The 16547-nt window shown below is 40.2% G+C and carries 12 protein-coding genes; 5 read left to right on the top strand and 7 right to left on the bottom strand.

Features of this window, described 5'->3' with window-relative positions:
* The 7 genes from G3R48_RS03065 to smc form a co-directional block, all read right to left on the bottom strand.
* Positions 1–234 (bottom strand): RNA-binding S4 domain-containing protein, encoded by a 234-nt coding sequence (locus tag G3R48_RS03065; RefSeq protein ID WP_153660424.1) that lies wholly within the window; start codon positions 232–234, stop codon positions 1–3.
* A gap of 42 nt (positions 235–276) precedes the next feature.
* On the bottom strand, positions 277–1098 hold the full coding sequence (locus G3R48_RS03060) for a Rossmann-fold NAD(P)-binding domain-containing protein (protein WP_153660426.1): 822 nt from the start codon (positions 1096–1098) through the stop codon (positions 277–279).
* Positions 1099–1137: 39 nt separating this feature from the next.
* On the bottom strand, positions 1138–2334 hold the full coding sequence (locus G3R48_RS03055) for an HD-GYP domain-containing protein (protein WP_153660428.1): 1197 nt from the start codon (positions 2332–2334) through the stop codon (positions 1138–1140).
* A 126-nt stretch (positions 2335–2460) separates the two neighbouring features.
* The gene (locus tag G3R48_RS03050; RefSeq protein WP_153660430.1) at positions 2461–2949 is read right to left on the bottom strand and encodes a DUF2919 domain-containing protein; all 489 of its coding nucleotides are present in this window, start codon (positions 2947–2949) and stop codon (positions 2461–2463) included.
* A 56-nt stretch (positions 2950–3005) separates the two neighbouring features.
* Positions 3006–5012, bottom strand: coding sequence for an NAD-dependent DNA ligase LigA (gene ligA / locus G3R48_RS03045; protein WP_153660432.1), 2007 nt, complete (start codon positions 5010–5012; stop codon positions 3006–3008).
* A gap of 108 nt (positions 5013–5120) precedes the next feature.
* On the bottom strand, positions 5121–6176 hold the full coding sequence (gene zipA / locus G3R48_RS03040; RefSeq protein ID WP_153660435.1) for a cell division protein ZipA: 1056 nt from the start codon (positions 6174–6176) through the stop codon (positions 5121–5123).
* 21 nt (positions 6177–6197) lie between these two features.
* A complete protein-coding gene (gene smc, locus G3R48_RS03035) occupies positions 6198–9638 on the bottom strand; it encodes a chromosome segregation protein SMC (protein ID WP_153662012.1) in 3441 nt (1146 codons plus the stop codon).
* Positions 9639–9807: 169 nt separating this feature from the next.
* On the opposite strand from smc, the gene cysZ reads away from it, so the two are divergent.
* The 5 genes from cysZ (at position 9808) to G3R48_RS03010 (ending at position 16544) form a co-directional block, all read left to right on the top strand.
* Complete coding sequence (gene cysZ / locus G3R48_RS03030; RefSeq protein WP_153660437.1) at positions 9808–10581, top strand: sulfate transporter CysZ; 774 nt, start codon at positions 9808–9810, stop codon at positions 10579–10581.
* Positions 10582–10857: 276 nt separating this feature from the next.
* Positions 10858–13191 (top strand): carbohydrate binding family 9 domain-containing protein, encoded by a 2334-nt coding sequence (locus tag G3R48_RS03025; RefSeq protein ID WP_212593185.1) that lies wholly within the window; start codon positions 10858–10860, stop codon positions 13189–13191.
* Positions 13192–13356: 165 nt separating this feature from the next.
* Complete coding sequence (locus G3R48_RS03020; protein ID WP_194823816.1) at positions 13357–14367, top strand: ABC transporter substrate-binding protein; 1011 nt, start codon at positions 13357–13359, stop codon at positions 14365–14367.
* A complete protein-coding gene (locus tag G3R48_RS03015; protein ID WP_153660441.1) occupies positions 14360–15829 on the top strand; it encodes a sensor histidine kinase in 1470 nt (489 codons plus the stop codon). Before G3R48_RS03020 ends, G3R48_RS03015 begins: the two co-directional genes overlap by 8 nt.
* Positions 15822–16544 carry a response regulator gene (locus G3R48_RS03010; RefSeq protein WP_153660443.1) on the top strand — a complete coding sequence of 241 codons (723 nt, stop codon included), beginning with the start codon at positions 15822–15824 and terminating at the stop codon, positions 16542–16544. Before G3R48_RS03015 ends, G3R48_RS03010 begins: the two co-directional genes overlap by 8 nt.
* The last annotated feature ends 3 nt before the right edge of the window (positions 16545–16547 follow it).

Genomic DNA, 16547 nt, shown 5'->3' with positions numbered 1-16547 from the left:
TTATTCAGCTAGAGTAATTTTAATTGTTGCGCCATTAAATTCAATGACATCACCAACAACACATTTTTTACGTTTGCGAGTATCAACATCGCCATTAACAGTGACTAATCCTTCAGAGATAACATGTTTTGCTTCTCCACCACCATTAACCATACCTTGTACTTTAAGTACTTTATATAGCTCTACAAACTCGCTACCGCTCAGTAAAGATAGTTCTTGCATTTTTTCACTCATCAATCAATTTATCGCTTGGCGCGCATTATAACTCAAGCCTAGTTAGCAAGCATCAAGCATTTTAACGGGGTCTTGAAACTGATAGTTAAAGCCTAATTGGCTAACAATTCTCTCTGCTAAAATGGTTTTATCTGCAACACTCTCTTCGTTAAATGTCGGTAAAGCAACACCTAAATGTTCACATGCTTTAGTGTAAAAGACTGACTTTGTAGGATGAATGGGGGCACATAAATTATAAATACCTCTGGCATTGTCCGATTGCATGATTAACGTCACCGCAGCGATACAGTCTTCTAAATGCACCAAATTCACGGCCATTTGACCACCAGCAACATCGTTTTTACCGGCAAAAAAGCGCCCGGGATGTCGTTTAGGACCAATTAGGCCTGCAAAACGAACCACTGTCGCGTTATGCATTTGGCTAAATATGGCTTCAGCTTGCAATAACGTTTGGCTTACTAGATTAAATGCTTGGGCATCAGATTCATCAACGGCTTTATTTTGCGATGGATACACGCCTGTAGAACTAATAAAAATGAGTCTTTGATATTGTTTATCAGCAATAATTTGTTTTAGCCTCAGTAGATTATCAAGATATTGCGACTCTTTACGCCGAAGCCCTGGCGGAATATTAATCACTAAAAAATCACTGTCGAAATGTTGTTCAATTGCACTGATATGTTTAGGCTCAATACAATCTACGTCTGCAAGATCCAGTTGGAAGCCGTCAATGCCGATGTCATTTAACGGGGTAATATCTTGCGCTAGACGCTTATTCGCACTGACATGAAAACCTTGTTTTAACAGGGATTTTGCAAACGGCAGTCCAAACCAACCGCATCCAATGAGCGTGACCTTAGGCATAGGGAAATAAAACCTTTTTAATCGTGAGTCAGCAACTGACTAAAACGCAAAGTCGCTGAAATAAAAGCTAATAGTATTATTTGCTTGCAGCGTTTTTAACACACTTCCAGGGAGGTTTTCAAATTTAACGGCTTCAACCACATCGATATCTTCTTCAATCAAAAAACGTAAAGTAGCGTCTTCACCGTGTTCGCTGCAGGCCCACACATGCGGCTTTTTGACTTCTGAAGTAGTCATCATCACTTTGGCAAAATTACCATCGGCGAGTCTGACTAATGTGCCTGGAGGATAAATACCAAGCACTTTTACTAATTGCGAAACTAATTTTTCATCATGCTTTTGTTTATGACTTTTAAATAACACTCCTAAAGCAATTTGCGGCGATAAATAACGCTCTAATAACTGTTCAAAGTTATTCACTAAACTGACAATTTGTGTAGTAACAGGAATGGTGGCTGCATTTAAACCGTCAGGATAACCACTTCCGTCAATAAACTCATGATGATGCTTCACAATATGCATAACGGCTTTAGGATATTGACCATTCTTACTGAGCATTTCATGGCCAAAAATAGGGTGCATTTTTAAAAAGTTTGCCTCATGCTCGGTCAACTCACCACGTTTACGGCGAATATTGTCCGGCACTTTCAGCTTACCGATATCATGAAACATACTCCCCAGTGCAATGTCTCTAATATCACTAATTGGCAGTTCAATGGTATTGGCAATTAACATCGATAGCACTGCAACAGAAATGCCGTGTTGAGTCACGCTCATCTCTTTTTCATGGGATCCGACTAAGGTTAAATGTGGCGTGTCGGTACTATTTAAATGTGCCATTAATGATTCAACTAATGTGGCAATTTCACGATAAGCGCCATCAGGGTCGCTCACCACTTTAGAAAATGCATTACGGCTTTCATTCACACTTTGCAAAAAACGTTGTTGTCCACGGCGAATTGATTTTCTTGCCGCAACTTTATTATCAGGCTGCTCAAGGGAATCTGATTGGGTGTCTTCAATCAGCTCTTCAGCTTCAGCGTCTAAAAGCTCGTGACCATCAAGCAAATAAACAAACTTGACGTCTAACCCTTTAAGCAGAAGCAATTGAGAAGCTTTCTCAATTTTAACTTTGCTTCTAAAAAAAGGATGATTAGTCCAAGAAATTGGTAACTTAATCGTCATTCCTATAACGATTTGAGATACATCAATTTGAGTGAGTGCCGATTTAGCCAATCGTATTACCTGCAAATAAAAAACAAAAAGAACGCATTAAGATATTCCACAATCTTAGATGATAAAGTCATATTACGCACTTTTTCAGTATCTATTACTGCGACTTAGCACAAATAACTGGCGCATTTAATCAGCTTTTTTATCACTTGGATCTTCTTTATTCCAATCATTAAAATAAAGTTTTAATCTTTCTGAATTGATTATGTAAATAATGGACCAAAAAACCAGCAAAGAATCTACTGCATAGCTAACTTTAAATATAAAACCGTCGTGTATTAAGCGTTGAACTAATACCACAGCATCTAGAGTCACTAACGCTGCTAATATGAAGCAACCTCGTTTAAAAACAGGAATTAACCATTGTGGTTTACGCTTTCGCTCAGCAATCACTAAACCGTAAACTAACACCGCTCCAACACCAAAAACTAACGACCACAAAAAGTCGGTTTTTTCTGGGTAAAACAAACGCACAAGCCCTGAACGATCGTTAAACTGGGTCAAAGAGGCAATAAAAACGCACCATGAGCGGGCCAAAAAAAGCAGCATCAAATACAAGGTAAGCGGTGGCTTTACATGACCTTTATCATCTAACCATTTAATGTGGCTAAAGTTCATGCCACGCTCCTAAACATTGTTTTATTAACCGGTAAACTGCAAAAACCGCACTCAAATTACCCATTTAAGAACTGCAACAATGCTTGTTCATCCATGACTTTCACCCCTAAATCTTGTGCTTTGGTTAATTTAGAACCAGCAGAAGCACCAGCAACGACACAATCGGTATTTTTAGATACACTGCCAGCCACTTTAGCCCCTAGCGCTTGTAATCGCGCTTTAGCATCATTGCGATTTAGTTCAACTAATGTCCCTGTGAGTACCCATGTTTGGCCTGTTAACGGCAATGAATCTTCATCAACGTCTTCAATATCTGGCCAAGTAACCCCCATATTGATGAGTGCTTCAACAACGTCAATGTTATGCGCTTGCTTAAAAAAATGATGAATATGTTTGGCGACAATCGTCCCAACATCATCGACTTCAATTAATTGATCTAACGTTGCTTGGCGCAAGGCATCAATGGTTTTAAAGTGTGCAGCAAGGTTGGCAGCAGTGGCCTCACCCACCTCACGGATCCCTAAAGAATATAAAAACCGAGCTAATGTGGTTTGCTTAGCATTGTCAATCGCAGCAATCAGCTTACTGGCTGATTTCATTCCCATTCGCTCAAGCATGGTTAACATTGACGCGGTAAGCTTAAATAAATCGGCTGGGCTTTTAACAAGCTCTTTATCAATCATTTGTTCGACAACTTTATCGCCCAAACCATCGACATTTAACGCTTTACGTGAGGCAAAATGCTTAATGGCCTCTTTGCGCTGTGCTTCACAAAATAATCCACCCGTGCAGCGTAATGTCGCCTCGCCTTCGATACGCTCAACTTCACTTTGACACACGGGGCATTGATTTGGGAATGTGACATTGGTTGCCGCTGCAGGACGTTTTTGCTCAACAACGGCAACGATTTGCGGAATAACATCCCCTGCTCGGCGAATAATCACAGTGTCTCCGACCATGATACCTAAACGCGCAATTTCATCGGCGTTATGCAAGGTGGCATTAGATACTGTAACGCCACCAACAAACACAGGTTTTAAACGAGCCACAGGCGTAATTGCACCTGTACGCCCAACTTGAAAGTCAACAGACTCAAGTAATGTCATTTCTTCTTGAGCGGGAAATTTATAAGCAATTGCCCAGCGCGGCGCTTTAGCAACAAAACCTAATGCCGTTTGTTGAGCAATGCCATTGACCTTTATGACTACGCCATCAATCTCGTATTCAAGTTCACTGCGTCGAGTTAATATATCGCTGTAATAGTCAAAAACCTGTGCAAGGTTTTGGCATACTTTTACTTCAGCTGAAACTGGCATGCCCCATTGTTTAAGCTGCATGAGTTGGCCAAAGTGTTCGCCATTCATGGGCTCACTATCCCCCTCTACCACACCCAATGCATAAGCATAAAAATCCAGTGCTCGCTCAGCGGTTATTTTACTGTCTAATTGACGCAAACTACCTGCTGCAGCATTACGCGGGTTAACAAAGGCTTTATCATTTTTAGCTAATTGACGCTGATTTAACGCATCAAATGCCGATTTTGGCATAAAGACTTCACCGCGCACTTCCACTAACTCCGGGTAACCTTCGCCGCGTAGTTTCAATGGAATAGATTTAATTGTCCGCACATTTTCAGTGATATCTTCACCGACACTGCCATCCCCACGGGTTGCCGCACGTTCTAATAAACCGTGTCGATAGGTAATGCTTACCGCTAAGCCATCAAGTTTGGGCTCGCAGACATATTCAACGTCACTCACTTTGTCTGTGATGCGCTTATTAAAGGCTTCAAAGTCAGTTTGCTCAAAGGCATTATCAAGGCTGAGCATAGGCTTTAAATGCGTGATTTGGTCAAATTTTGCTAACGCCATTCCGCCAACACGCTGACTTGGCGAGTCTGGTGTTTTAAATTGTGGATGTTGTAGCTCTAAAGCAATAAGTTGCTTCATTAAACGGTCATATTCAACGTCAGGAATGGAAGGCGCGTCATCAACATAATAGCGAATGTTATGCTGGTTAATATTGTTGGTGAGCTCCAGCATTACTGATTTAATGTCTTGCATGTTCAATCCAAATAATAGCGTTTAAAAATGATTAAGGCCGCAAATGCGGCCTTTAAGCGAAGTACTATATTGTACTTAATCTAGTGGCAGATCCCAGCGATTATCAACCTAAACTGCCATGGCTTGTTTAATACGTTGTTGATATTGCGATCTGGTGCTGTCAGTCCATAAGTCACGTGTGCCATCAAGTAGCTGTGCATCGAGATCTTCTGCTAATGCTAACGCGGAGTTAAGCATAATCGTGAAGTTCATCTCAGGATTACCGTAACAAGGCAGTGTCATAAATAGCACCACACCTTGAGTCACAAATTGCTCCATATTATCAGGGTCAAATGTGCCCGGTTTCATCATATTCGCTAATGAAAATAGCGTATCACCAGTACCGGCATTATCGATATGACGATGGAAAATTTCCATTTCTCCGAACTTGAAGTTTAACGCTAATAAGCTCGGTAGCAGTTCCGCACCCTGTAGCTGTTGACCGTCTTTAGCAACAACATGCAGCACGAGCACATCTTTCGGTTCTTGCTCTACAGCTGAATCTTTTGAGGTTGTCTGTGAGGCCGTCGCACTGGAATCTTCAGATGCAGTATCAACATAAGCGTTATCTTGTGTTTTACTTAAATTGTCAGCTTCATTTGCAACAAAAGCAGCTTGTGACTCATTATCTGAGTGATTAACACTGGTAGTATCAATGACAACAGGGTCGAGTGTGGCGTGGTAACTTGTGTCATCTGTTGAAGACTGATTAGCTAAATCATCAATCTTATTATCGTTAAAAAGCTGACTATCACTGGTATCAGCCGTGAAAGTTTGCTCAACGCTTTCTGCAGAGGCGGTTAACGTTGGCTCAATTTGTTCGCGCCCAGCTAGCTCATGAGTCGTTTGTTCGTTATGAGTTGGTTCCGTGAGCGGCTGGGACGCGGGCTCATTGTTAGACTCAACGCCTTGCGTTGCAGTTTTACGAACCCGTACTTCGCCAATTCCATCAGCGTCAAAGCCTTCAGCATCGCGTCTTTTGGATTGGTTTTTGTAAAAGTCCACCATTGGGCTTTCTTTCATTGACTTAGGTTGTTGACGCCTAATAGACCAAAAACCGTGAATTAAAACGGCAATGATCGCGATGGCACCCACGACGAACAACACTAACTGTAAATCTTTCATTATGAATCTAATCCCATATTCTTATACTGCGTCAGCCATCGCCACCGCAGTGTCAATATCCACGGCGACAATACGTGAAACGCCTGGTTCGTGCATTGTTACGCCTATCAATTGTTCAGCCATTTCCATCGTTATTTTATTGTGGCTAATATAGATAAATTGCACACTTTGTGACATTTCTTCAAGGAGTCGACAAAAGCGACCCACGTTAGCGTCATCCAAAGGTGCATCAACTTCATCCAACATACAAAAGGGCGCCGGATTTAGTCTAAAAATAGCAAAAACCAATGATAAAGCGGTTAAGGCTTTTTCTCCACCACTGAGTAGGTGGATAGTACTGTTCTTTTTGCCCGGAGGTTGAGCCATTATGGTCACCCCGGTGTCTAACAAATCGTCATCGGTCAGCGCTAAATACGCTTTACCACCACCAAAGACCTTCGGAAACAACTTTTGTAAGTCAGCATTCACAGCATCATAGGTGGTTTTAAAACGGGTGCGTGTTTCACGGTCAATTTTCTTGATTGCGCCTTCTAATGCACCCAGAGCTTGAGTTAAATCGAGATCTTGTTCATCTAAGTAGCTTTTGCGTTGATGTTGAGTGTCGTACTCTTCTATCGCGGCTAAATTAATTGCCCCTAGTTGCTCAAGCTGCTTTTTAATGTCTTCAAGCGCTTTTAACCACTGATTGATTTTGGCATGTTGTGGCATTTGTGCCAACACCTGGTCAATATCCACATCTTGGTCAGTAATCAGTTGCCTTTGAGCATCTATCTGCCCTTTTATTCCTTCACGTCGTAACTGTAACGTGCCTAGCGACTGAGTCAACCCCTGTTGTTGCCCAAGCTGTTGTTTTTGCTTTAATAGTGAACTATCTAACGTCTTTTGCAATAAGGCTTGCTGCTGACGGACTTGCAATAAACTTTGTTCAAGTTCAGATTGTTTTTTTAGTTGCTCAGTCAATTGTTGTTGTAAACGTTGTAGATGCTGTTCTCGCGCATCATGATTAACTTGCTTTGTCGAGTCCGATAATTGCGCGATCTGTTGTTGTAATTGTTGCAATTTTTCTTGTTGTTGCTGTTGTTGCTGCTCACTTAACGCCAGTGCAGTTGTTAACTGTTGCTTTTGTAATTGTTGTTGCTGCAATTGCTGTTGATGAGTCTGTTTTTGTTGTTTTAAATGCTTTAATTGCCCCATGGCAGTTTGTTGATGCTGAACTTGCTGTTCATAATCTTGACTGAGAGCATGTTTTTGGCACTCAAATTGCTCAAGCGTCTGTTCTAACTCGGTTAGGCGCTGCTGGTTATCAACCATTGACTGGTTAATTTGTGCTTTTTTGCGCTGCGAATCAGCTAAGCGTTGCTCTTGAGCATTGAGCTGCTGTGTTAATGTAGCCGCTTGCGCATTCAGCGCATGATAATCTTGTGTCGCACTTTGATGCTGCTGGGTTAAGTCAGCTATCTCTAGTTGTAATTGACTAAACTGCTCTGTTAATTGGCTAACGGTCAATTGTTGCTGTTGATAATGCTGTTGCTGCTCGGTGAGTAACTGATTTACTTGGTTAAGCTCTTGACTCAACTGCATTAAGGGCTGGGCTGATGATGGCGTAATATGAAAACCATGCCCGATTAACTCACCGGCTTTGGTCACACAAAATTGGTGGTTTTTTAGCTGGCTTAATTTACGACTCGCAGCCACGTCGTCTTCAACCCAAATAACACCCGTTAACCATGGTGCAATATTGGCCGCGGCAATAACCTTGCTTGCTCCCTCATGTTCGCGGTTATCAGGCGTTGTTAAGGATGATGTATTGGCGAACAGGTGAAAGCCATTACCATTGCCTTGCTCATCAACTGGCATTGCCAATAATTGCGTGAATAAACTATCAACAGCGGCTTCCCAGCCTAATTCTACCTCGAGTATTTGCCACAACTGTTTGCCATCATGTTGTTGTTGCTTGTCAAGAAGCTGCTCAATTAACTCACCACGCGCCTGTAGGGATGCTTGTTGTTGTTTAGTTTGACTAAAGCTTTGCTGCGTAAGCTTTAGCTTGGTTTCACATGCGGACTTATTGTTTTTTTGCAGCTTAATGGTGTCATCAAGCTTTGCTAAACGCGTGGTAATTGTTTGCATTTGCAGCTTAACATCCGCCAAATCAACTTTGGTCGATGTGTTAGCTTGTTGACGTTGATCTTGGCTAATTTGTGCAAGCTCTGTTTCCGCTAGTTGCTGTTGTTGCTGCACATGCGCCAATGAAGATTGCGCAACTGCGAAACTTGTTTGTACTTCAGATAATTTATCATGGCTGATCCGCGAAACGGCTAGCGTTTGCTCATTTTGTTGATCAATTACCAAAGCTTGTTCATCACAGATTGCAATCTCATCGGTTAAGTCATTGATTGTGAGAACAAGTTGTTCTTGCTGATGACAAAGCTGTTGATGATGCTGTTGCTGCTCTATGAGCGCTTTATTGTTGAGCACAATTTGTTGTTGCAAGCTGTCATGTTGCTGACGCTGTTCAGAATCAAGTTGCTGTTGGTGGGCTATTTGTTGCTCTAAACGGGTGACGTTATTACCTGCTTGGTAAAATTGCTCTACTTGTTTTTGTTCGGCGTTGATTAGCTCGGACAATTGCGCGTTAACCAAAGTTTGACTGGTCTCAAACTCACGCAGTTCATCTGCAGATTGCGTCCTTTTATCTTCAAGTTCAGTTATTTGTACGGTAAGTTTGTCAGCTTGTTTATCAAGTTCTCGCAATTTTAATACTAATAATTGTGCTTGATGTTCTCTTTCTGAGGCTTTCAATTTGCGATACGCTCGGGCATCAGCAGCTTGATTGGCAAGCTTTTCAAGCTGAATACCAAGTTCGCTGCGAATATCATTTAGGCGTTGTAGATTTTCACGCGTATGACGAATGCGGTTTTCAGTTTCACGGCGGCGTTCTTTATAACGTGAAATTCCTGCAGCCTCTTCAATAAACACTCTTAGTTCTTGCGGTTTTGATTCAATTAAACGAGAAATGGTGCCCTGTTCGATAATGGCATAGCTTCGTGGCCCAAGACCTGTGCCCATAAATAAATCGGTAATGTCTTTGCGGCGGCATTTTTGGCCATTTAAAAAATAGCTAGATTCACTGTCTCGATTCACCTGTCTTTTAACGGCAATGTCTTGAAAGCTGGCATACTGCCCCGCTAATCGACCTTGGGTATTTTCAAAGGTAAGTTCAACACTGGCAACAGAGATCGGTTTTCTTGAGCTAGAGCCATTAAAGATAACGTCAGTCATGGCATCACCGCGCAGGTTTTTGGCCGAACTTTCGCCTAACACCCAACGTACAGCATCAATGACATTAGATTTACCACAACCATTAGGGCCAACAACGGCAGATAATGCATGTTCAAAAGGGATTTTTGTTGGGTCTACAAAAGACTTAAATCCAGCAAGTTTTATTTGTTTTAATCTCATGCAACCATTATCAAAAAGAGGGATACCCAAAGGCGGCATTTTAACAAACAAATCTTGTAAATGCGCTGCATTTTGTAACCAATTAAAGTTCTTTGACACAGTTTTATACTTGTTTTCTGTGACATGAATAGTCAGACTTACAAACATGTACGTTTAAGGAAATCGTTTAATGCTAAAAAATACTGTTTCGGTAAAAAAAAGCGGCGTGAACTACTTTATGCAAGGGTTTGAATTAATCAAACAACCTGGTTTACGCACATTTGTTGTCATTCCATTATTAGTTAACTTTATTTTATTCAGCGTGGCGATGTATTTTGCTTTTAGTCAGCTTGGGTTGCTATTTGATTGGATGAGCGCCCAACTACCCGATTATTTGTCATGGTTAGAGTTCATTTTATGGCCGCTGGCAGTGTCGACAGTGTTAGTGGTGATGTCATTTATCTTTAGCTCAGTGATGAATTGGATTGCCGCGCCATTTAACGGACTGTTAGCCGAAAAAGTAGAAATGCACCTAACAGGTAAAAGCCTTAACTCTGGTTCAACTGTTGATTTAATTAAAGATCTGCCTCGAATAATGAAGCGTGAGTGGATTAAATTAAAATACTACCTTCCCCGAGCAATTGGGTTCTTATTACTATTTTGGTTACCTGCCATTGGACAAACTATTGCACCAGTTTTATGGTTTTTATTTACTGCTTGGATGATGGCCATTCAATATTGCGATTATCCTTTTGATAACCATAAAGTGCCTTTTAATGATATGAAGTCGGCTTTAAGTAATACCAAAGGAACCAGTTACTCTTTTGGCGCAACTGTTACTTTATTTTCAATGGTGCCAATTTTAAATTTATTTGTGATGCCCATTGCTATATGCGGTGCAACAGCCATGTGGGTTGAGCGTTATCGTGAAGTATACAAACATCCGGTTATCGCTAACGATTAATCGGTTCGATAGTCATTAATTACCAATGCGACCTCAATTCTAGGTCGCATTTTTGTATATACACCCTATTTTTAGCCCACTGCAACAACTTCATCATGAACACCATTAAGCAGTTAAGCAGTTAAGCAGTTAAGCAGGTGATTAAAGGTATAACGATGCTCAATGAAGTGGCATTTAACAACCAACATTTTGTAACACATAAACCGTGATTGTTAATGATTTGTTTTACCTTAGTTGTCACAATATCAGCATCATTCATTGACTTAACGTATTGCTGTGAAAAAACTCATCTATGTTTTATGCCTTATATTTAGCGTTATCAGCAGCAATACGGTTGCAGGTCATAGAGACAATTTCCACGTTGATATTCCAACTTTAAGCCAAAGTATCACCGTCGATGGTGAGTTTGATGAACCGCAATGGCAGCAAGCAGCACAAGTGTCACTTGCCTTTGAAACCTCCCCCGGTGAAAATATTGCTGCCCCCGTAACCACTATGGTTAAAGTTTTTGCCACACAAGATCAATTATTGTTTGCATTTACAGCAAATGACCCCGAGCCCCACAAAATACGAGCCAATCTACGCGACCGTGATAATTCATGGGGAGATGACCTTGTCGGTGTCAAGCTTGATACTTATAACAATGCCAAGTTAGCTTACCAATTTTTTGTTAACCCTTTTGGAGTGCAAAGCGATTCCATTGAAAATGAACTAACAGGCCAAGAAAGTGATGCCTGGGATGGCATTTGGCAGAGTATGGGGAAAATGACGCCTACCGGTTATCAAGTTGAAATTGCCCTACCTTTGCGCCTATTTAACTTTAACCAAAGTGACATGCAAACATGGGGAATCGAACTTGTTCGCTTTTATCCGCGAAACGAAACTCATCGCTTATCAAGCAGCAAAATTGATCGAAACAATAACTGCCAACTATGCCAGTTAGGCACTGCGACAGGGCTTGCAAATGCTCAACAAGGGCAAGATTTACAAATTACCCCATCCGTTGTGGCCAATAGACAACAGCAGCGCGATCTCAATCCTAATACTGCGTGGGAAACAGACAATAATATTGAAGTAGGGCTAGATCTTCGTTGGGGAGTCACCCCGACAACCTTATTAAATGCCACCATCAACCCTGATTTTTCCCAAGTTGAAGCTGACAGCGGACAGCTAAATATCAATAATAATTTTGCGTTATTTTTTGATGAAAAACGGGCTTTTTTTCTCGATAACCAAGATTATTTTGACACTCAAATGAGTCTATTACACACCAGAAATATTGGTTCACCAGACTATGGTATTAAGCTCACTAGCCAAATAGATGAACACACGGTTGGTTTTTTGGCTGCTAATGACGTGCAAACACAATTTTTAGTGCCGGGTAATTTAAGTTCAGCTGTCGCGACAATTGATCAAGAAAGTCAAAATATTGCATCTCGTTACCGATACGACCTAAACAAACAATTCTCTGTTGGCACAATGGTGACACTCAAGCGTGCTGAAAATTATCATAATTATGTCGCCAGTACCGATTTGAAATATCAACCAACAGACAATGACACCTTTACCGCGCAATATGCATACTCGCAAACCCAATATCCAGATGACTTATTTGAAGATTTTTGTGGTTCAGATGATTGTTCAACAATCCCACCATCTTGCGATTTACAACAATGCGATTTCAACGAACGGGTGCTTCGCACCGCAAAAGATGGCGCATTTAATGATTCTGTTTATCGATTAACCTACAACCATGACCGTCGTAATTGGTGGGTATCTTCATCTTACATTTCAATTGGTGAAGATTTTCGTGGTGACTTAGGGTTTATTGAAAAGGTCGACTTTAGCAAATTTGTTGCCGGTGGTGGCTATAACTGGTACCTAAATGACAACTTTTTTAGCCAAATCACCCTAAAAGGTGATTGGGATATTTCTCATAACCAAGCGGGTGATGAAATTGAGCAAGAAACAGAAATGTCGATTTCGTTTGAAGGCGGCTGGCAAAGTTATATTGCCTCTGGACTGGTTAACCGAGAAAGAGTTGGTCGGCGTATCAATGCCTCAACCATTGCGATTGCAGGGAATACCCGCTCATTTAATGAAACTTTTGGTTGGTTTTATGGCCAATTTACTCCCCTTGATCCGCTTAGACTTGAATTAGAACTGAGCTATGGGGACGACATTGATTTTGCCAATAATCAACTGGGCAGTAAAACAAAAATAATTCCTGAAGTTCAATGGAAACTAACCGAGTCAATCGCTTTAGATTTATCTCATCGTTATCAATCACTCAATGTCGATAACGGCCGTTTATACACCGCTAACTTAACTGACGTTAGACTAAATTGGCAATTGAGTTTACGCAGTTTTATCCGTTTAAGTAGCGTATACACCCACATTGAGCGAGATCCAAGCTTGTATATATACCAACATCGCCAAGCAAAATATCAAGACTTAGGCAATGAGTTACTCTATGGCTATAAACTCAATCCTCAAAGTGTGTTTTACCTAGGTTACAGTGATGCGTTTGTCGCCGATGACACAATCGATACCCTGACTCAACACGACAAAACCTATTTTATGAAACTAAGTTACGCATGGCTTTTATAAAAAATAAGTCATTTTCAGTTAATGAACCTTCGAGTTCACAATTTAAATAAACAAATGTACTAGAAAATCACCAACGAACTCTCCCTAACATTATTTTTTGTCAGTTAAAAATTTAATTATTGCTAAACTTATCTTTATCGGCGAAATACAAGGATGTTAGCCAGTATGAAAAGTTTGCTCAGGATGATTTGCTGTTGCTGCGTTATTTTTTCAAGTAGTTGTCATAAGCCTCTTACTGACATCCCCGCCCCTGTCACGGTTAAATTTGCAGTCCCTATGCAGCTAAGTGCCATTTTATTGCACTTAGCCATCAATGAAGGCTTTCTCGACAACCATGGAATTACAGCTGAAGTATCTTACTACCCAAGTGGAAAACGCGCACTTCAAGAAGGATTAATTAATGGTGACGCACAAGTTGTTTCTACTGCTGACATCCCATTTATTCTTGCCATACACGAACACCATAGCATCACTTGTCTTGCCACATTATCTTTCAATGATAATGTCAATGGTATTATCGCGAACCGTCAAAAAGGCATTAACAACATCAGTGACTTAAAAGGCAAGCGAATTGGCACCCAAGAAAACTCAACCGTACATCATTTTCATGACTCAATTCTGCCGTTATATGGCATCAAGCTAACTGATATCAACACGCTATTCTTTAAAGCAGAAACACTTCCAGCGCGTTTATATCGAGGTGAAATAGATGCTTTTACCATGCGAGAACCTTTTTTAAACCAAGCAAAATCGTTACTCGGTAATGACGCCATCAGTTTTAAATTCCCTAACGATTACATTCAATACGAAGTGTTATTGGCAAAAAATCAATTACTCCATGATTCCCCAGAAACGGTATCGAATATCCTTAAAGCGCTAGCCGATGCCGAGCAGTATGTGCGTATGCACCCCCAAAAAGCGTTAGCCTCTTTTGCTAAAAATATTGATATGCCAGAACACGCTTTTGCTCATGACTGGCAGAGCTACAATGCGCAATTGCAATTTCCGCAAGCGGCATTAACACTTTGGGAAGGACAGTGGCAATGGGAGGAAACACTAGAAGAAAAAAATCATGTTCATACAGAACCTCATGAATTTATGGTATTAGACTATATAAATGAGCACTTTCTTAAAGATTTATACCCTAATAAAGTGAGTGTGATTGCCCATGAGTAGTTTAAAAGGCACATTGTTTTTTTGTATGTTATCGGTATTGCTGACATTAACCATTACCGGTATTTTTACACTTAAACTCAATCAAGAACTGACTGAATTAAGGCGTCAAATTGCTACTTCATCAATCATTTCTCATCAAAGCTTTGATCTAATCATTCTTACTTATGATTACACCCATTCAGCTAGCCTTAGGGCAGAAAAACAGTGGAACCATACCCAGCAAGACTTAATTAATTATGTTGAAGCACACCCGAACTCTTTATTCACCCAATTAAAAGACTTAATTGGGTTATCTAAAACTCAAATGCAAAACTTTCAACGTTTATCTAATCAATCTAGACGCACCAGTATCACCCCTGTTGCCTTGATATCCACATTACATTTATTGTCAAATTCAGCGCAGAATATCTCTGAGAAAATTCAAGTCCAACTCACCAATAAAGTTAAAGAAATTTATTTCACTCTAACTGTGACGGCCATATTACTATTCATTTTCTTATTTATATTGATGGCAATGGTGTCATTACGGGTGTCATACCCATTACGTGCTTTGCGTTTGCATTTTCAGCATGTTGGTAAAGGCGACTTATCCAAACCCATTTTTATTAACGGTTTTGAAGAATTAGTTCTGTTAGGAAAGTCAGCGGATGAAATGCGAATAGACTTACAAGAAACAACCGTATCAAAGAATGCTTTACTTGCTGAAATTAAAGAAAGAATGAAAACCGAACAACAAAATTTACAATTGTTCGAGCAGCTTAAAAATTCTCAAAATCAAGTTATTTCAATGGAAAAACAGTCCACAATCGGTACATTAGTTGGCGGTGTCGCACATGAAATAAATAACCCGATTATGGCCATGTTTAGCTACTTGGAATATATCAACAACCACAATAAAAACCAGCAAATCAATGACAAACTGCAAAAACTTGAATCATTACTTACTCGGGTGCAGAGAATTGCCAACGGCTTATTAGTTTTCTCTCGCAAAAAGTCATCATCGCGTAAGCGCTGCCATTTACATGACACTATTTTACGAGTTAACCACTTATTTCAAACGAGTATTAACGGCACCGCTATCGACTACCACTATCAAAATGATTTAACCCAATTACAGGTGGCTATTTCAGAAGACCATCTTGAACAAATTCTGCTTAACATTCTAATTAACGCCTCACATGCAGTTGCCAATGTTGCAGCACCAACAATCAGTTTGCAGGTAAAGCAACAAGGCAAAAGCTGCATTATTACCATTACAGACAATGGCGCAGGCATTCCTCCAGACATTCAATTTAAAATTTTTGACCCTTTTTTTACTACCAAAGATGTCGGACAAGGTACCGGGCTTGGGTTGAGTATTTCCAACACATTAATTAATAACGCCAATGGCGAGATACACGTCGAAAGTAAAATGAATAACTATACTTCGTTTATAATTGAGTTAGGAATTGAAAATGAATAATCCACCACTTCCCAGTATTGTTGTTATTGATGATGAGATTTGCTTACTTGAAGCATATGAAATGGCCTTAAGTGACACCAAAGTCAATTTACTTACCACCGCAGACAGCCAAACAGGTATTGATTTAATTTGTCAGCATCAGCCGATTCTTGCATTTATCGATTTAAAAATGCCGACCCTCAACGGCGTCGAGGTCGTACAGCAATTATTTAAAAAAGGTATTCGTACAAAAATTTATATTGTCTCTGCATACGTTGAAGAATATTTAAAAGACTTAGATGTGTTAAAGCAGCAACATATTCCATTTGAAATTGCCATAAAACCGCTCTACCCAAAAGAAATTAGGCAAATTGTACAAGCACAGGTTGAGTTAGAAACGGTTTGTACTGCGGTAGACATTCAACATGGAGAGCAAAAGAGTTTTTGTCATGGAATGGATATCACTTTAATTGGCTTATTTCAAAAAGCCAAAGAGTTTGAATTGAATTTGCAAGAATGTTTGGAACATTCGCAGATTGAAAATTCTAAATTAACCGTGATTGAAGTGTCTAGCTTACCCGTTAAAGATAAATACCGCGACGTGTTTAATGGTTCAGAATTGATGGGATATTTACCACAAACATTAATTGGGTTGATTGGTGAGGTATATCAACGCAATGACCTGATGTTAATTGTGCAACTTCACTCATCAAACAAGTTTGCTTTTGCAGTTTAAAAT

Source organism: Shewanella intestini (assembly GCF_018221465.1).
GTDB lineage: Bacteria > Pseudomonadota > Gammaproteobacteria > Enterobacterales > Shewanellaceae > Shewanella > Shewanella intestini.
Note: the sequence above shows the minus strand (reverse complement) of the source record. Positions and strands in the feature narration are given on the sequence as shown.